General features: G+C 61.1%; 14 protein-coding genes. 6 read left to right on the plus strand and 8 right to left on the minus strand.

Translation table 11 applies throughout. From position 1 onward, the window contains the following. Nucleotides 1-189: 189 nt before the first annotated feature. From hemL to B7L09_RS21225, 3 genes are all read right to left on the minus strand, one after another. A complete protein-coding gene (hemL, locus tag B7L09_RS21215; protein WP_094470488.1) occupies nt 190-1,473 on the minus strand; it encodes a glutamate-1-semialdehyde 2,1-aminomutase in 1,284 nt (427 codons plus the stop codon). A 15-nt stretch (nt 1,474-1,488) separates the two neighbouring features. Continuing rightward, nucleotides 1,489-2,112 (minus strand): thiamine phosphate synthase, encoded by a 624-nt coding sequence (thiE, locus tag B7L09_RS21220; protein WP_094470489.1) that lies wholly within the window; start codon nt 2,110-2,112, stop codon nt 1,489-1,491. Between the two features lie 32 nt (nt 2,113-2,144). Further along, entirely contained in the window at nt 2,145-2,942 is a 798-nt protein-coding gene (locus B7L09_RS21225; protein WP_094470490.1) for a hydroxymethylpyrimidine/phosphomethylpyrimidine kinase, read from the minus strand. 414 nt (nt 2,943-3,356) lie between these two features. Between B7L09_RS21225 and B7L09_RS21230 the strand changes: the two genes are divergently transcribed. The 4 genes from B7L09_RS21230 to B7L09_RS21245 all read left to right on the plus strand — a co-directional run bounded on the left by B7L09_RS21230 (nt 3,357) and on the right by B7L09_RS21245 (nt 9,853). Beyond that, a complete protein-coding gene (locus tag B7L09_RS21230; protein ID WP_094470491.1) occupies nt 3,357-5,741 on the plus strand; it encodes a hybrid sensor histidine kinase/response regulator in 2,385 nt (794 codons plus the stop codon). Nucleotides 5,742-5,815: 74 nt separating this feature from the next. Then, nucleotides 5,816-7,465 carry an acyl-CoA dehydrogenase family protein gene (locus B7L09_RS21235; protein ID WP_094470492.1) on the plus strand — a complete coding sequence of 550 codons (1,650 nt, stop codon included), beginning with the start codon at nt 5,816-5,818 and terminating at the stop codon, nt 7,463-7,465. Nucleotides 7,466-7,641: 176 nt separating this feature from the next. Next, nucleotides 7,642-9,141, plus strand: coding sequence for an AMP nucleosidase (gene amn / locus B7L09_RS21240; protein ID WP_176457744.1), 1,500 nt, complete (start codon nt 7,642-7,644; stop codon nt 9,139-9,141). A 70-nt stretch (nt 9,142-9,211) separates the two neighbouring features. After that, nucleotides 9,212-9,853, plus strand: coding sequence for a pseudouridine synthase (locus tag B7L09_RS21245; protein WP_094470494.1), 642 nt, complete (start codon nt 9,212-9,214; stop codon nt 9,851-9,853). On the opposite strand, the gene B7L09_RS21250 is transcribed toward B7L09_RS21245, so the two are convergent. Both B7L09_RS21250 and B7L09_RS21255 read right to left on the minus strand, forming a co-directional pair. Further along, complete coding sequence (locus B7L09_RS21250) at nt 9,848-10,057, minus strand: DUF2788 domain-containing protein (RefSeq protein ID WP_003228500.1); 210 nt, start codon at nt 10,055-10,057, stop codon at nt 9,848-9,850. The two genes, B7L09_RS21245 and B7L09_RS21250, sit on opposite strands and share 6 nt — an antisense overlap. Before the next feature lie 211 nt (nt 10,058-10,268). Continuing rightward, complete coding sequence (locus B7L09_RS21255) at nt 10,269-10,748, minus strand: Lrp/AsnC family transcriptional regulator (RefSeq protein ID WP_094470495.1); 480 nt, start codon at nt 10,746-10,748, stop codon at nt 10,269-10,271. A 435-nt stretch (nt 10,749-11,183) separates the two neighbouring features. Between B7L09_RS21255 and B7L09_RS21260 the strand changes: the two genes are divergently transcribed. Then, nucleotides 11,184-12,206, plus strand: a complete 1,023-nt coding sequence (locus B7L09_RS21260) for a DUF6515 family protein (RefSeq protein WP_094470496.1) — start codon at nt 11,184-11,186, stop codon at nt 12,204-12,206. On the opposite strand, the gene B7L09_RS21265 is transcribed toward B7L09_RS21260, so the two are convergent. Together B7L09_RS21265 and pmcY are read right to left on the minus strand one after the other, a co-directional pair. Next, complete coding sequence (locus B7L09_RS21265) at nt 12,191-13,096, minus strand: cation diffusion facilitator family transporter (RefSeq protein WP_094470497.1); 906 nt, start codon at nt 13,094-13,096, stop codon at nt 12,191-12,193. The two genes, B7L09_RS21260 and B7L09_RS21265, sit on opposite strands and share 16 nt — an antisense overlap. 29 nt (nt 13,097-13,125) lie before the next feature. Next, the gene (gene pmcY, locus B7L09_RS21270) at nt 13,126-13,545 is read right to left on the minus strand and encodes a periplasmic Zn2+ metallochaperone PmcY (protein ID WP_094470498.1); all 420 of its coding nucleotides are present in this window, start codon (nt 13,543-13,545) and stop codon (nt 13,126-13,128) included. Nucleotides 13,546-13,655: 110 nt separating this feature from the next. Between pmcY and hrpB the strand changes: the two genes are divergently transcribed. Then, nucleotides 13,656-16,172, plus strand: a complete 2,517-nt coding sequence (hrpB, locus tag B7L09_RS21275; protein WP_094470499.1) for an ATP-dependent helicase HrpB — start codon at nt 13,656-13,658, stop codon at nt 16,170-16,172. Nucleotides 16,173-16,338: 166 nt separating this feature from the next. Here hrpB and B7L09_RS21280 read toward each other — a convergent pair whose 3' ends face one another. Continuing rightward, nucleotides 16,339-17,259 (minus strand): LysR substrate-binding domain-containing protein, encoded by a 921-nt coding sequence (locus B7L09_RS21280; RefSeq protein WP_094470533.1) that lies wholly within the window; start codon nt 17,257-17,259, stop codon nt 16,339-16,341. Nucleotides 17,260-17,384: the final 125 nt, after the last annotated feature.

Below are 17,384 nucleotides of genomic sequence, written 5' to 3' on the forward strand. Positions count from 1 at the left end.
TCGNGGGGATCCAATAAGCGCGCATTATGAAATAAGCAGGGCCAACCTTACAAAGTCTTTACTCGTTTTTCTGCTGCGCGGGGAATATATCGCCCAATTCACGGGGGATTATTAGCAGAAGCACAGGAATAAGGGTGTAAATCCAGGTGAAAGCTGACGCTGGCAATCACCAACGTCAGCGGATCAACGTTATTTCAATGCAGCGAATGCACGCTCGGCGGCATCCAGCGTCAGTTTCAGCTCGGTTTCGCCATGAGCGATCGAGGTGAAGCCGGCTTCGAAAGCGCTCGGCGCCAGGTACACGCCGCCTTCNAGCATCAAGTGGAAGAAGCGCTTGAACAGGTCGGCATCGCTGCCCATCACGTCATCGAAAGTGACGATATCGTCGGCGCCACTGAAGTACAGGCCGAACATGCCGCCCGCCTGAGTGGTGACAAACGGAATGCCGGCAGCATCGGCGCGCTGTTGCAGGCCATCGAGCAAGCGGCTGGTGTAGTTGCTCAGCTCGGCGTGAAAACCGGGACGGCTGATCAGGCGCAGCGTGGTCAGACCCGCCGCCATCGCCAATGGATTGCCCGACAGAGTGCCAGCCTGATAGACAGGGCCCAATGGCGCGATGTGCGACATGATTTCGCGCTTGCCGCCGAAACAACCGACCGGCATGCCGCCGCCGATGATCTTGCCGAAGGTGCTCAGGTCCGGCGTGACGCCGTAATAAGCCTGGGCACCACCGAGGGCAACGCGGAAACCGGTCATCACTTCGTCGAAAATCAGCACCACGCCGTGCTTGTCGCACTGTTCGCGCAGGCCTTCAAGGAAGCCAGGCGCCGGTGGCACGCAGTTCATGTTACCGGCGACCGGCTCGACGATGATGCACGCGACTTCTTGACCGACTTCGGCGAGCATCTGNTCGACGGCGTCGATGTCNTTGAACGGCAGCGTCAGAGTGTGTTTGGCAAACGCTGCCGGCACACCGGCCGAGCTCGGTACGCCCTGGGTCAGCAGGCCTGAACCGGCTTTCACCAGCAGGCTGTCGGAGTGGCCGTGGTAGCAGCCTTCGAACTTGATGATGCTGTCGCGGCCGGTGAAACCACGGGCCAGGCGAATCGCGCTCATGGTGGCTTCGGTGCCGGAGCTGACCATGCGCACCATTTCCATCGACGGCACGATCGAGCACACCAGGTCGGCCATCTCGGTTTCCATGGCGGTCGGGGCGCCATAGGACAAACCGTGCTGCAGTTGCTGGCGCACTGCGTCCAGCACGTCCGGATGGCTGTGGCCGAGGATCATCGGGCCCCAGGAACCCACATAGTCCACGTAGCGCTTGTCATCTTCGTCGGTGACGTAGGCGCCTTCGGCGTGTTTGAAGAACAACGGTGTGCCGCCCACGCTTTTGAACGCACGCACGGGGGAATTCACACCGCCGGGGATGTGTTTCTGGGCATTGGCAAACAGGGTTTCGGAACGAGACATGATCGGGCTCTCAAATCAGATTTTCAGTAATTCGTTGAATGCGCGGGCGCGACGTGTCACTTCAGCCGTGCTCTGGGCGCCAAACAGGCCATGCACCACCGCCAGCAAGTCGACCCCGTGGGCCACCAGCGGGGCGGCGTTTTCGAGGGTGATGCCGCCAATCGCGCAGATCGGCAGGTGCAGTTTGCTGCGGGCCTGGTCGAGCAGTTCGAGGCTGCAGGTCGGTGCGCCGGGTTTGGTATTGGAATTAAAGAAGCGACCGAAGGCGACGTAACTGGCGCCTTCNTTGGCGGCTTGTTCGGCAAGTTCGAGTTGCGCGTGGCAAGTCGAACCGATGATCGCCTGGCGACCGAGCAGCGCGCGGGTCGGCGACAAGGGGCCGTCGGTCTGGCCCAGGTGCACGCCGACNCCCAGGCGTGCGGCCAACTCGGCGTCATCGTTGATGATCAGTTGTGTCTTGTAGCGATCACACAAGTCGCGCAGGGCTTCGGCCTCACGCAAGCGTCGGGCCTCGTCGCTGCTCTTGTCGCGGTATTGCAGCAGGGTGACGCCGCCTTCCAGCGCTGCTTCCACGTACATGAGAAATTTACCGGCCAGCAACTGGCTGTCGGTAACGGCGTACAGGCCACGTAGTTTCATCGGACAAGCCTCACCGCGTTGCGAATAGAAAGTTACGAACAGAAATCCAGCGGCAGACGGCGCGGCACGAACTGGCCTTTGCCCAGTTGCTCCGCGTCACGCAGGGTACGCCAAGTGTAGTTAAGCGCGGTCTGCACAGCGCTGGCGAGATGTTCACCCTGGGCCAGTCGGCCGGCCAGGGCGCTGGCCAGGGTGCAACCGGAACCGTGATAACTGCCGGGCAAGCGTTGGCAGGTAAAGGTTTCGCGGTGGCCATCGCGGCTGTACAGGCGATTGTGGATTTCGTGTTCGTCGCCATGGCCGCCCGTGATCAGCAGGTGCTTGACGAACGGCAGGAGTTTTTCAGCGCACTCGTCCGCGGTACCTTCGGGCAGTTCGGCGAGGATGCGGGCTTCGGGAAGGTTGGGGGTGGCGATGATGGACAGGGGCAGCAGGCGCTCACGCATGGCGTAGCCGACTTCATCCTTGCCCAGGCGTCCGCCGCCACCGGCGCGCAACACCGGGTCGCAGACCACCGGCAAATGCGGGTGTGCCGAGAGCAGTTCGACGACTGTGTCGACCATCTCCAGGGAACCGAGCATGCCCAGTTTCACGGCAGCGACCTCGGAGTCGCTGAGCACGGCATTGGCCTGGGCCATTACCCACTCGCGGTCGAGCACGCGGAAGTCGATGACATTGACGGTGTTTTGCACGGTCAACGCGGTGACGGCCGGTGCCGCATGACAGCCTTGGGCGAGCAGGGCTTCGATATCTGCCTGCAAGCCGGCGCCACCACTGGGATCATGGCCGGAGAGACAGAGGACAACGGGGCGAGAGCTGTAGATATTCATGGTGCGCGAGCTTACCACCAAACGCTTTTTGCGTGGCTGTTGGGCGAAGGGGAAATTTCAGTGTCAGCACAGGCGTGTTTATGGCTGTTTATGGGTTGCTTTTTACGTCGAAAAAACGCGCTGAAAGGCCCGTTAACCAGTCGACCAACGAGTCATGAGAGTGACTTGCTACAGGAATGTGTGAAACGGCCGATGCATTGTCACAGGCTGGCCGTATCAATAAATCGGCTCCAATCATGCCGCTGGAACGCCCGTACTAGAGCCTCCGCAGGAAATATTTCAATGGTGCTCAATGGCCATCAACGGCTATGCTAGAGTGGATCCAAACCAATAACAGGTAATGCCGGTTTTACGTCTACTCAAAGGGAATGAGGGGCTTCCTGAGATAACCGGACAGGCCACGCTGGGGCTTAAATGCGCTATTTGCTGATGTTGCTGTTGTGCTTGCCCCTCATGGTGAGCGCCGTCGAATTCGATGAATTCACCCAGAGCCTTCCCCTAGGCCGAACCCTGCAGGTGTATGAAGACGCGGGCAGTCAGGCGACCATCGCCGATGTCCGTGCGCAAGCCGCGGCCGGTAACTTCAAGCCCCACGATAAAGCCACCCTCAACGCCGGTTATTCGCGTTCGGTGTTCTGGCTGAAAATCGATCTGCATTACCGTCCGTCGAACCCGGCGGCGCAACGGACCTGGCTGCTGGAACTGGCCTATCCGCCCCTCGATCACCTCGATCTCTATTTACCTGATGCTGGCGGTGAGTATCGATTGGTCCGGCAAACAGGCGATGCGTTGCCGTTTGCCAGTCGCGAGCTCCGCCAGAACAACTACCTGTTCGATCTAAGTTTCACCCCTGGCCAGACGCAAACCGTGTACTTGCGCCTGCAAAGCGAAGGGTCGATCCAGGCGCCCGTCACCTTGTGGTCGAGCACCGCTTACCTCGAAGAACAGCCGGTNCGCCTGTATGTGTTGGGCGCAATCTATGGCGTCTTGTTGGGGATGCTGGTCTACAACCTGTTCATCTACTTGAGCGTACGCGACACCAGCTACCTCTATTACATCTTCTACATCGCTTCCTTCGGCTTGTATCAGCTGTCAGTGAACGGCGCAGCCGTGGAATATTTCTGGCCGGACAATCCGTGGTGGGCCAACGCCGCGACGCCGTTCTTCATCGGGTGCGCCGGACTGTTCGGCAGCCAGTTCGCCCGCAGCTTCTTGCAGACGGCCAGCCACAGTCGCTGGCTCGACCGTCTGCTGTTGGCGCTGGTGGCGTTCAGTGCGGTGGTGGTCGGGTTGTCGTTGATGGCCAGTTACGCCCTGGCTTTGCGCCTGGCAACCGCCTTGGCATTGGTCTTCACCGTGGTGATTTTTATCGCCGGGCTGTGCGCCTGGCTGCGTGGCCTGCGGGTGGCACGGTATTTCATCATCGCCTGGTCGGCTTTCCTGCTCGGTGGCATCGTCAACACGATGATGGTGTTGGGTTACCTGCCNAATATGTTCCTCACCATGTACGCCAGCCAACTCGGCTCGGCCATCGAAGTGGCGCTGCTTTCCCTGGCCTTGGCGGATCGCATCAACGGCATGCGCGAGCAGCAGGCGCAGATCCTATTCGACGCCAGCCAGAAGCTTGAAGTGCTCAACCAGCAATTGGCCCGCAGTAACCGGCTGAAAGACGAATTCCTCGCCACCCTGACCCACGAGCTGCGCACACCGATGAACGGCGTGATTGGCTCGNTNGAATTGATGCAGACCGTCGAGATGGACCCGGAGCTGGAGCAGTACCAGCAAACCGCCGCCGGTTCTGCGCGGGACATGATGCGCATGGTCAACGGCATCCTCACCCTGACCGAATTGCAGGCTGGCAAGCTTAAAGTCAGTTCGGCAACGTTCAGCCTGCGCGGCGTGGTCGAGACCTTGCGCGCCCAGTTCGAGGGCAATGCTTCAAGCAAGTCGCTGGACTTCAAAGTGGAAGTGTCGCCGGGCTTGCCGGATCGCTTGAACGGCGACAGCGTCAAGCTGGCGCAATGCCTGGAATGCCTGTTGGACAACGCCATCAAATTCACCCGGGTCGGCGGGCTGGCCCTTCGCGTGACGGGCAAACCGGTGGAAAACGGTCGGATGTCGCTGTCGTTTGCGGTGATCGACACCGGTATCGGCTTCACCGATCTGGGAGAGGCGACGTTGTACCAGCGGTTCTTCCAGCTCGACGGCTCGACCACCCGCGAATACGGCGGCATGGGTATCGGCCTGGCGATTTGCCGGCAGTTGATTGAACTGCTCGGTGGGCGCCTGACCCATCGATCCGAGCCCGGCAGCGGTAGCCGTTTCCAGTTGGACGTCGAGTTCGAACTGCCCGTGGTCGAGCGGCCGGCAGTGCCCTTGATGACCCGCGAGTTTTCGCGTCTTCGGTTGCCACAGGACTGCACGGTGCTGCTGGTGGATGACAACAGCATCAATCAATTGGTGATGCGTGGCATGTTGCTCAAGCTCGGGTTCCGGGTGCGCGCCACCGACAGCGGTGCGGCCGCGCTCGATCTCTTGCAGCGAGAAACCTTCGATGCGGTGCTGCTCGATTGTCAGTTGCCGACGCTGAATGGCACCGCCCTTTGCTGCCAGATCCGAGCCTTGCCGGGCTGTGCCGAGTTGCCGGTGTTCGTGATTGCCGTGAGCGCCGATCGGGAGCGCTGTCCGACGGGAGCCTTGATCGATTACCTGAGCAAACCGGTGAAATTCGAGGATCTGCAAGCGGCGCTCTATCGCCGGGTACTCTGTTCGGGGCAAGGCGAAAGCGCCGACATTTAGGCAGGTATGACACTTTGTTCAGCCCGGGGGCGGTGCTTAACTGAATTCCCTTGGCTTTTTCCAGGAGGCCCGTCATGAACCTGCATCAGTTCGCCGAAACCCACGACGTCACCAACCAGCCACCGTCGCTGGATGGCACCAACCTCTACCGTATCGACCTGCCTTTGCAGGAGTGGTCGCGGCGTTTCGGGGCCGGTTGGGCCGAGTCGCGGATTGACGCGTATGGCGCACTGGCTGGCGGGCCGCTGATGGAAGCAGGGTTCCTGGCGAACCAGAACAAACCGGTGTTCAACAGCCATGACCGTTACGGCCATCGCATCGACCTGGTGGAATTTCACCCGGCGTATCACGAGCTGATGCGCACGGCGGTCGAACACGGTTTGACCTCGTTGCCCTGGACGCATCCGCAGTCCGGCACCCATGTGGCTCGCGCGTCCATGNCNTACCTGCACAGCCAGGCCGAAGCCGGCACCGGTTGCCCGCTGACCATGACGTTCGCTTGCGTCCCGGCCCTGCGCCTGCAACCGGATCTGGCGCAGATCTGGCTGCCGAAGATCCTCAANACCGAATACGACCCGCGCAANGTCGGTATGGCCCACAAGGCCGGTGTCACCATCGGCATGGCGATGACCGAGAAGCAGGGCGGCACCGACGTGCGGGCCAACACCACCAAGGCGTACCCGGTTGGCGCCAGTGGCCCGGGCCAAGCCTATGAATTGGTCGGGCACAAGTGGTTCTGTTCCGCGCCGATGTGCGATGCCTTCCTGACGNTGGCCCAGACCGACAAAGGCCTGACCTGTTTCCTGCTGCCCCGGCACCGGCCGGATGACACACGCAACGAGTTCTATATCCAGCGCCTGAAAAACAAACTCGGCAACTGCTCCAACGCCTCCAGCGAAGTGGAGTTTCGGGGCGCCCTGGCCTGGATGATCGGCGAAGAGGGGCGTGGTGTGCCGACCATTATCGAAATGGTCGCCATGACCCGTTTCGATTGCATGGTGGGCTCCAGCGCGCTGATGCGTCAGGCGCTGACCCAGGCCAGCCATCATTGCGCCCACCGCAGCGTCGGTGGCAAGTTGCTTAGCGAACAGCCGTTGATGCAGAACGTACTCGCCGATCTGGCGCTGGAAAGCGAAGCGGCTTTGGCCTTGAGCCTGCGCATGGGCCGCGCGCTGGATCACCTCGATAACGAGCAGGAAGCCAAATTCGCCCGGCTGGTGACGGCGGTGGGCAAGTATTGGATCTGCAAGCGCGCGCCGGCGATGATCAACGAAGCCGCCGAGTGCATGGGCGGTGCCGGGTATGTCGAGGACAGTATCCTGCCGCGCCTGTACCGTGAGGCACCGGTGAATTCGACGTGGGAAGGTTCCGGCAATGTTCAGTGCCTGGACGTGCTGCGGGCGCTGTCCAAGGAGCCGGGTGTGCTCGATGTGCTGTTCAGCGAGCTGGGCGATGGCCATGGCGATAAGCGCCTGGCCGCGCACATCAGCCAGTTGCAAACGGCGTTCAAAGACACCAGCGATATTCAATACCGTGCGCGGCAGCTCACTGAAGACATTGCGTTGGGGCTTCAGGCCAAGCTGTTGCTGGAGGCCGGAAACTCGGCGGTCAGCGATGCCTTCATCGCCAGCCGCCTCGGTTCGGCCGGCCGGGTGTATGGCGCGTTGCCGCGTGGGCTGGATGTTGAAGCGATCGTCGCCCGCTCGACCCCGCAAGGATTCTGATCACATTTGATCAACACCACTGAACCTGTGGGGGCGGGCTTGCCCGCGATTGCGGTTTTACATTCAACATCAATGTTGNTTGCGGTTTTACATTCAACATCAATGTTGGCTGATAGACAGCTATCGCGGGCAAGCCCGCTCCCACAGGGTTCCCGTGAAGCGATGATGCAGGCAAGATGAAGCTCTGCAAGTCAGAACACAGGATGCTTACCGTGACCGAAGCTTTTGTTGTCGTTCAAACCGCCGAAGAAGCCGTGGATCGGCTTGCGCTCTTGCACAATCGTGCAACCACCGCGCTGAACCAGGCGCTCAAGCGTTATCTCAAGGACCGAGTCGAGCCGGACGCTGAACAGCGTGCGATGTTTCGTTATCCCGAGCTGCGTCTGACCTACCACTGCCAGGGCGAAGTCCCACAGACCACGCGCGCTTACGCCAAGGTTCAGTTGCCCGGAACCTACAGTGTTACCGTCACTCATCCGGCCGCCTTCCGTAAATACCTGCTGGAGCAACTGGTGCCGCTGATGCACGACTTCACCGTGACGGTTGAAGTCGGCGTCAGCCAGCAGAACATTCCTTACCCGTATGTGGTGGAGCAGGGCGATGAACTGGCCGGCTCCGGCGTCACGGCTGCCGTGCTGGCGCGGGTGTTCCCGAGTACCGACCTGTCCGCCGCCACCGACGGCATTGCCGATGGCTTGTACGACTGGGAAAACACCGATCCGCTGCCATTGGCCCTGTTCGATGCCGCGCGGGTCGATTTCTCCCTGCGCCGACTGGTGCATTACACCGGCAGCGACTGGCGTCATGTGCAGCCGTGGATCCTGCTGACCAACTACCACCGCTATGTTGACCAGTTCATCCTGCATGGCCTGGAGCAACTGCGCAGCGACCCACGGTTTATCCGCATGGTGCTGCCGGGCAACGTGATCATCGACAAGAGCATGGACCACGGCGAAGCGTCGGCGATTGCTGCCGGCGTGGTCTGGCACCGTTACCAGATGCCGGCCTATCACCTGCAGGCCACTGACGGCCACGGCGTGACCCTGGTGAACATCGGCGTCGGCCCGTCCAACGCGAAAAACATCACCGACCACCTCGCGGTGCTGCGCCCACATTGCTGGCTGATGATTGGCCACTGCGGCGGCCTGCGCCAATCCCAGACCATCGGCGACTACGTATTGGCCCACGCCTATATGCGCCGCGACGGGATTCTCGACCGCGTGGTGCCGCCGAACATCCCGATCCCGGCCCTGGCCGAAGTGCAGATGGCCTTGCAACAAGCGGCGGCGAATGTCACGGGCGAAAAAGGCGAAGAGCTGAAAAAACGCCTGCGTACCGGCACCGTGCTGACCTACGACGACCGNAACTGGGAATTGCGCTGGGCGCAGGAACGTCCACTGATCAACTTGTCCCGCGCCGTGGCGGTGGACATGGAAAGCGGCACCATCGCCGCCCAGGGTTACCGCTTGCGGGTGCCGTATGGCACGTTGCTGTGTGTCTCGGACAAACCGCTGCACAGCGAAATCAAGCTGCCGGGTTCGGCCAACGCGTTCTATGAGCGTGCGGTCAGCCAGCACTTGAAGATCGGCATCGAGGCGGTGGACCTGTTGCGCACCGAACTCAACTCGCTGCACTCGCGCAAACTGCGCAGTTTCGACGAACCGCCGTTCCGCTGATTCGTGATGGTCATTTGACGGTCAGGGCACTAGCATTGGCAGCCCTGACCGTTAGATGCTCCTCTTTCCCATGTCCCGTCCCCAACGTCCCGTTTCTCGCCGCCCTGGCGCGAAGCCTGCGCCATCCTCCCCAGCCCCGCGCCGTGTTGCCAAAGCGCCGCCGGCCGAGCCGAAGTTGGTCCTGTTCAATAAACCGTTCGACGTGCTGACCCAGTTCAGCGACGAAGGCGGGCGTGCGACCCTCAAGGATTACATCGAGATTCCGGGGATCTATCCGGCAGGGCGGCTGGACCGCGACAGTGAAGGATTACTGCTGCTGACCAATGATGGCCAGCTGCAAGCGCGAATCGCCGACCCGAAACACAAGCTGGCGAAGACTTACTGGGTGCAGGTGGAGGGCGAACCGAGCGCTGAGCANCTGCAACGCCTGCGTGACGGCGTGGAGCTTAACGACGGCATGACCTTGCCCGCCGAAGCCCGGCAATTGGATGAGCCCGAGCTATGGCCGCGCAATCCGCCGGTACGGTTTCGCAAAAGCGTGCCGACGCACTGGCTGGAACTTGTGATTCGCGAAGGGCGTAACCGTCAGGTGCGGCGCATGACGGCGGCGGTCGGCTTGCCGACGTTGCGTCTGGTACGGGTCAGAATTGGCGACTGGACGATCGATGGCCTGGATCAAGGCCAATGGAAGGAAGTGCCGGCGCGGTTATAGGGCGCCGGACTCGATCAGGCCGATCACCACGCTTTTGATGATGAATGCGGCCACGCCCAGGCCCAATACGAAGAACAGGATGAACGAGCCAAAGCGCCCGGCTTTGGATTTCTTCGCCAGGTCCCAGACGATGAAACCCATGAAAATGATCAGGATGCTGACCAGTCCGGTCATCATCCACTCTTCGAATACGGCAGGATCCATTGAGTATCTCCAGCGCGGGCGGGGCTAAAAGGCGCTGGAGTATACGGCATGGGGGAGTGCTGGAGGATTGACCTGCGGCAGTGTGTCGCAGCTATTCGTCGCCTGTGCCGGCCCCTTCGCGGGCAAGCCCGCTCCCACAAGGTTTTGTGTCGATCGCAATTCTGTGACCGACACATAACCTGTGGGAGCGGGCTTGCCCGCGATGGCGTACTTAGCTGCGCAGATGGGTTAAAGGTAGCTCGGTACTATTGAGCACCTGGTTCAACACAAAACTCGAACGAACGCTGGTCACCCCTTCAATTCGGGTCAAATGCCCCAGCAGCAGTTTCTGATAGTGATCCATGTCCGGCACGACGACTTTAAGCTGATAGTCCGCATCCATCCCCGTGACCAAACTGCATTCCAGCACCTGCGGCAAGGTGCGAATCGCGGCTTCAAAGTTCTCGAAACGCTCGGGTGTGTGGCGGTCCATGCCGATCAGCACATAGGCCGTAAGGCTCAAGCCCAGCATCTTGCGGTCGAGCAGGGCGACCTGGCGCGCGATATAGCCGTCATCTTCCAGCTGCTTGACCCGGCGCGAGCAGGGCGACGGCGACAGGCCGATGCGTTCGGCCAACTCCTGGTTGGAGATCCTCGCGTCGCGCTGCAATTCCGCCAAAATACTCAGGTCGTATCGGTCGAGTTTGCTCATCAATCAGGCCTTTGTCATAACTATTGCGGCAGATTATCTATCCAGGGTTAAAAATTGCGCAAGTGATGTTTAATTGAGCAATATTCGCAATCCTCTGCCGGCGCCTGCGGCCTATTCTTATCACCAGAATCACTGCTCGGACAAACAGTCCACAGCCGCTCGCCCAATCAGGCCGGCGGCGGCCGCCACCCCCAGCAGGGTTGAGCCGGCCTCCAGGCTGCACACTGTCCACAAGACGGCGTGAGGTGAGCCAACGTCAAAAGCGTTGAGCCAGGACGAAGTTCTCAAAGGGAGGCCGACGGGTCTCCCTTTTCTTTTGCCTTCAATTTAAGCCCAGCCCTCAATAAATAAGTTGCGCGACTGATAACCTGTTGCAGAACCGCTCTGTACTTTCCCAGTCTTACGTACAGGCCCTAACCCGCAGTGAGGAAAAGCATGAAGTCGCGCATCTGGCGTTTGGCCGGTGTTGGTTTGCTGTGTGTGAGTGTCACTGCGCAATCGCTGGCCGATGATCAGCAAAACCGTGGTCCCGATGGCGGGCAACGTGGATCGGACGGCCAGCAGGGCAACAATCAGGGGCATGGCGGCAATAATCAGCCGCGCCCGCAGAACAACGACATCATTCGTGGCGACAACAGCCGCCAGTTCGAACACAACGGCCAGAATCAGAACAACGGCCAGTGGCAGAACCGCCAGCCGCCCAACTACAACAATCCGGTTCGACCACCGCCGCCACCGCCGCAACTGCCGGCCAATGACCTGCCGATCCAAGGGCGGCCTGACACCGTGCGCCAGACCCAGCAGCCACAGCGTGGTTATTATCAGGACAACCCACAGCGCAACAATTACAACCAGCAATGGCAGAACAACGGTCCACGTCCCGATGATCGCCATTGGGCGGGTCGTCCGGATGGGCACGGTAATGGCTGGGGCCCCGGCCCGCAATATCGCCCGGGTCATGTGATCGACCGCTTCCCGGACCGTGACTACCGCGTGCCATATGGTGGTCGGGATTATTTCTATTCCGGCGGCTACTGGTACCGCCCGCAAGGCCCGCGTTATGTGGTGGTTCAACCGCCTCGCGGAATTCGAGTCAGCTACTTGCCTGACTACGCACGTGAAGTGTGGATCGGCGGGGCGCTGCTGTTCCTGGCGGCCGGTTCGTATTACGCCTATCAGGAAAACACCCAGGATTACGTAGTGGTCGAGCCGCCGGTGCAAATGCAGCCGCAGCCGCAGCCGGTCAGCAACAGTTACGACGTGGAGGCCTATCCGGCCAACGGGCAGTCGCCGGAACAGGTCAACCAGGACGGTTACGAGTGTTATCAATACGCGGTGCAACAAAGTGGCTTCAATCCGCGGACGGCTACCTACCAGCCAGACCCGTCGGTGGTACAAGCCTATCGCCAGGCACAGGGCAATTGCCTGGGCAGTCGCGGCTATCAGGTTTCTTTCTGAGCCTTGGCAGTCAGCACCACTTCCAGCGGGTCGGCGTGCACCAGCACTTCGGCCCGNGGGTAGGCGGCGTGAATCGCATCGGCGGCTTGATCGCTGATGCCGTGAGCGACTGACAGGGTCAGGTCCCCCGGCAATTCCAAGTGCAGCTGCACGAACCACTGGTTGCCGGAAATCCGCGTGCGCAGGTCATGCGCGCCCAAAACCCCCGTAACGCCGCAGGCGAGCTCAAGCATGTGCTGGCTCACATCCGGCGGCAGTTCCTCATCCATCAGCACCGTAAAACTTTCCTTGGCGATCTGAATCGCGCTCCAGAAAATGTACGCAGCGATTGCCAGGCCGAACCACGCGTCAACCTGATGGAAACCAAAACCGGCCAACACCAGCGCCACCAGGATGCTGCCGTTGAGCATCAAGTCCGAGCGGTANTGCAGGGAGTCGGCGCGCACCGCATTGGAGCCTGTGGCCTTGACCACCCGATGTTGCAACATCAGCAACGCCAGGGTCAGCGCCAGGGAGAACACAATGACCCCGATGCTGATCCACGGCGCGCCCACCGGTTCCGGATGTTTCAGCCGCTCGATCGCCTGCAAAGAAATCAGCACCGCACTACCGCCAATGAACAGCGCTTGAGCCATGCCCGCCAGCGACTCGGCCTTGCCATGCCCGTAACGGTGATCATCATCGGCCGGGCGCAGGGCGTAATGCACCGCCAGCAAATTCAGCAGCGAGGTCACGCCATCGAGCAGCGAGTCGGTCAACCCGGCGAGCATACTCACCGAACCGCTCAACCACCAGGCGATGGCTTTGGCGACGATCAGCGTACATGCCACCGCCACCGAGGCACGGGTCGCCAGCCGCAGCAGGCGGGCGTGTTCGGAGCTGGAGATCATAGGTGCGGCTATTCCTTTAAATGCACGGGTTACGCGGCAGGCTGCAGGCCAAACATGGCCAGTTGCTGAGTGCTGCCTTTGTGTTGAATCAGGCGTGGGTCATCCAGAGGGAAGCTGCGACCCAACTCGGTTTCGAGAATAGTCTGCAACTTATGGTTATCAACTTTGCCGTCGGCGCCGATCGCTTCCTTGAGTTTTTCCGGAGCCACTTGGGCCGTGTGGCCGGGCTCGAAGTAAATCGCCCCGGTGGCGAAGTCGACGGCAAACGCGATCAGGCCGGGGATGATGTAGAACAGCAAGCCCACGGCATCCAGCGCCGCAATGGCCGGGTCGATCTTGCCGTCAATCTGCCCCCGACGGTCGGGGTAGAAAATCGATCCGCACGCGGTGACCTGGGTGAGCAGGGTGGCGACCAATACACCGCCAATCAGGCGAAAGGGAACACGCATGAGAAATCTCCTGAGTCATCTGGTAAACGAAGGGGCGTCCATATGAATTAGGACCGTGATAAAGCCCGGACAGTTCGCCGTTATACTCGGGCCTCTGTTTTGGAGCCAGCATGATTTCTTTGCCGATTGATGAAGTTTTACCCGTCCTGCGTGACGCCTTGGCTACACGCCACGAAGCCGTGCTNGAAGCGCCGCCCGGCGCCGGTAAAACCACCCGCGTACCCTTGGCGCTATTGAACGAGCCTTGGCTGGCGGGGCAAACCATCCTGATGCTCGAACCTCGCCGTCTCGCCGCGCGCGCGGCCGCCGAGCGCCTGGCCAGTGAGTTGGGTGAAAAGGTCGGCGAAACCGTCGGCTATCGTATCCGCCTCGACAGCAAGGTCGGCCCCACGACGCGCATCGAAGTGGTCACCGAAGGCATCCTCACCCGCCGCCTGCAGGACGACCCGGCGCTGGAGGGCGTGGGCCTGCTGATCTTCGACGAATTCCACGAGCGCAGCCTCGACGCGGACCTGGCATTGGCCCTGAGCCTGAATGGCCGGGAGCTGTTCCGCGACGACCAGCCGCTGAAAATCCTTTTGATGTCTGCAACGCTCGAAGGCGAACGCCTGGCCGGGCTGCTGGATGACGCGCCGATCCTGCGCAGTGAAGGGCGCATGTTCCCGGTGCAGATGCGCTGGGGGCGGCCGTACCAGCCCGGCGAATTCATTGAGTCGCGTCTGGTGCAGACGATTCTCGAAGCCTTGAATGACGAGACCGGCAGCGTGCTGGTGTTCCTGCCGGGGCAGGCGGAAATTCGGCGCGTGCATCAACAATTGGCGGATGCGCTGGGCGAGAGCACACAGGTTTTGCTCTGCCCGTTGCACGGTGAATTGGACCTCGCCGCCCAACGCGCGGCAATCGATCCGGCCCCAGCGGGCAAACGCAAAGTGGTGCTGGCCACCAACATCGCCGAGACCAGCCTGACCATCAACGGTGTGCGCGTAGTGATCGACGCCGGGCTGGCGCGGGTGCCGCGGTTCGATCCCGGCAGCGGCATGACCCGCCTCGACACCCAACGAATCTCCCGTGCCAGTGCTACTCAGCGCGCCGGCCGGGCAGGGCGGTTGGAGCCGGGCGTGTGTTATCGGCTGTGGTCGCAGGATCAGCACGAGCAACTGGCGGCCTATGCCAGCGCGGAGATTCTCTCGGCCGACCTCGCCGGTCTGGCCTTGCAGCTCGGGCGCTGGGGCGTGACACCGACGCAATTGGTGTGGCTCGACGTGCCGCCCGCCGCCGCTTATGCACAGGCTCAGGATTTGCTTGATCGCCTGGGTGCATTGGACGGCGAAGCGCTGACCCGTCACGGTCAGGCCATGGCCGAACTGCCGGCCCATCCGCGCATCGCCCATTTGCTGTTGCGCGGTCAGGCGCTCGGCTTGGCCGACATGGCGTGCGATGTCGCGGCATTGCTCGGTGAGCGGGATATTTTGCGTGGCGCCGGGGCGGATCTGCATAGCCGATTGGTGCTGTTGTCCGGCGAAGAGCGGGCCGCACGCGGCGCTCAGGGTGGTGTGCAACGTGCCCGGCAACTGGCGCGGCAGTATCGCGGTTATCTGCGTGGCAAGGCGTCGGAGCCGGTCAGCGATCCCGATCATCCGCGCTGGCTCGGTGCGCTGCTNGCGTTGGCCTACCCGGACCGTGTCGCCCAGCAACGTCGCNCCGGTGGCGCTGAATATCGGCTGGCCAACGGCCGTGCTGCGTTGTTCGCTGAAGCGGACAGTCTGATGAAGCAAGCGTGGTTGGTGATTGCGGATCTGGGCAGTCGTCAGGGGCAGCGTGAGGAACGGATTTATCTGGCGGCGGATTTTGATCCGGCGCTGTTCGATTCCGTGCTGGCCGAGCAAGTGCGCGTGGTCGATCAACTGGATTGGGACGAGCGCGAAGGCGTGTTGCGCGCCGAGCGTCAGCGCAAGGTCGGTGAATTGATCCTCAGCCGTGAGCCGCTGACGGGGCTCGATGAAACCGCCCGCAGTCAGGCGCTGGTCAATCTGGTGCGGCGCAAAGGTCTGGAGCTGTTGCCATGGACCCCGGAACTGCGTCAGTGGCAGGCACGGGTGGCGTTGTTGCGTCAGTTGGACCTTGGCAGCAAGAGCGAGAGTGAGTGGCCGGATGTCAGTGATGCCGCGCTGCTCAAAAACCTTGAGCACTGGTTGATGCCGTATCTGGGCAAAGTCTCGCGCCTGAGCCATTTCGCCAACCTCGACCTGTCGAGCATCGTCCATAACCTNTTGCCCTGGCCGCTGCCGCAACGTNTGGATGAACAGGCGCCGCATCACCTGANAGTGCCGTCGGGCTCTTCGGTTCGTTTGGACTACAGCGAACANCCNCCGATTCTGGCGGTGCGTTTGCAGGAGCTGTTCGGCCTGTCCGATACCCCGCGCATTGCCGGGGGACGGCAAGTGGTGAAGTTGCATCTGCTGTCCCCGGCGCGCCGGCCAGTGCAGGTGACGCAGGACCTGGCGAACTTCTGGCGCAGCACGTATGTCGAGGTGAAGAAGGATTTGAAGGGGCGGTATCCGAAGCATTACTGGCCGGATGATCCGTTGGTGGCTGAGGCGACGGCGCGGATCAAACCGCGTAAATGATCTTCCAAAAACAACGAAGAACCCTGTGGGAGCTGGCTTGCCTGCGATAGCGGAGTGTCAGGCAACATCAATGCTTTATGTGCCGAAGTCATCGCAGGCAAGCCAGCTCCCACAGCAANCCAGCTCCCACAGTAGATCTGTTGTGGTTTGCAGACCTCACTCGGCATCAAGGTTTTGTCTGGGCCTTCGCGGTGAGTTGTTCGCGGCAATAATCGGCAAACAACTGCGCCGGTTTGGTCAGCTGCCCGCGCTTCAACCACGCCGCCACCAGCCCTGAACCAGTGACCTCTTCGACAATATCCACGCACACCACTTTCTTCCCGTCGTAAGTGCATTCCGAATGCGGTCGCGTCACCAGTATCGAGAAACCAAACCCTTGCCCAACCATCCCCCGCACCATCTCGATCGACGGTGAGCTGAAGGCAATGTTCGGCGACAGGTTCAGTTCTTCGAACAGACTGACGAAGTAAGTCCGGCTCGGTTGCACGTCCAGCAGAATCATCGGTTCCAGGCACAGATCACGCAGCGACACTTGCTTGAGCTGGGCGAAGCGATGGTCCGCCGGCAGCAACGCATAAGGCCGTTGCGCCGGCATCAGCGGTTCGGTCTGAATGGTGGCGTCGAGTTCGTGCTCATAGAGGATCGCCAGGTCGAAGGTGCCCGACGTCAGGCCTTGCACCAGCTCTTGCTGCTCGCCGTCGCGGATGCGGATTTTCACCCCCGGGTACAGCGCCGAGAACCCGGCAATCAGTTGCGGCAAGTACAGCGGTGCGACCGTTTCGAAGCAGCCGATATCGATTTGCCCGGCCACCACGTCGTTGTCGGCGAGGGCGTTCTGTTCGAACTCCTTGGCCATGCGCAGCAGTTCCTGGGCCTTGCGATAGAAGCGTGCGCCGCTCGGTGTCAGGGACACGCCCTGGGCGTGATGACGGATCAGCAGTTGCACGCCGAAGCTGTCTTCCAGGCCTTTGATCGCTGTGGAGATCGCCGGCTGCGCGATATACAGCTTGCGCGAAGCCTCGGCGACGCTGCCACATTCGACGGTGGTGATGAAGTATTTCAATTGACGCAGGTTGTAGGCAGCCACGGCAAACCTCGGGGTGGATGGACTCGACATCCAGGCAATTTTTGCGCCGACTGCATCCGTTCTGACGACGGTGTTGTTGTGTTTGAACAATAACCACATCCCGCGCCACCGGGGAGATTGGCTGC

The sequence above is a fragment of the Pseudomonas mandelii genome (assembly GCF_002251635.1).
Lineage (GTDB): Bacteria > Pseudomonadota > Gammaproteobacteria > Pseudomonadales > Pseudomonadaceae > Aquipseudomonas > Aquipseudomonas mandelii_B.

Excerpts from the sequence above, each read along its gene's own strand:
- B7L09_RS21225 (WP_094470490.1), bottom strand. The coding sequence starts at position 2,942 with ATGAATATCTACAGCTCTCGCCCCGTTGTCCTCTGTCTCTCCGGCCAT.
- B7L09_RS21250 (WP_003228500.1), bottom strand. The coding sequence starts at position 10,057 with ATGGATCCTGCCGTATTCGAAGAGTGGATGATGACCGGACTGGTCAGC.
- B7L09_RS21255 (WP_094470495.1), bottom strand. The coding sequence starts at position 10,748 with ATGAGCAAACTCGACCGATACGACCTGAGTATTTTGGCGGAATTGCAG.
- B7L09_RS21260 (WP_094470496.1), top strand. The coding sequence starts at position 11,184 with ATGAAGTCGCGCATCTGGCGTTTGGCCGGTGTTGGTTTGCTGTGTGTG.
- pmcY (WP_094470498.1), bottom strand. The coding sequence starts at position 13,545 with ATGCGTGTTCCCTTTCGCCTGATTGGCGGTGTATTGGTCGCCACCCTG.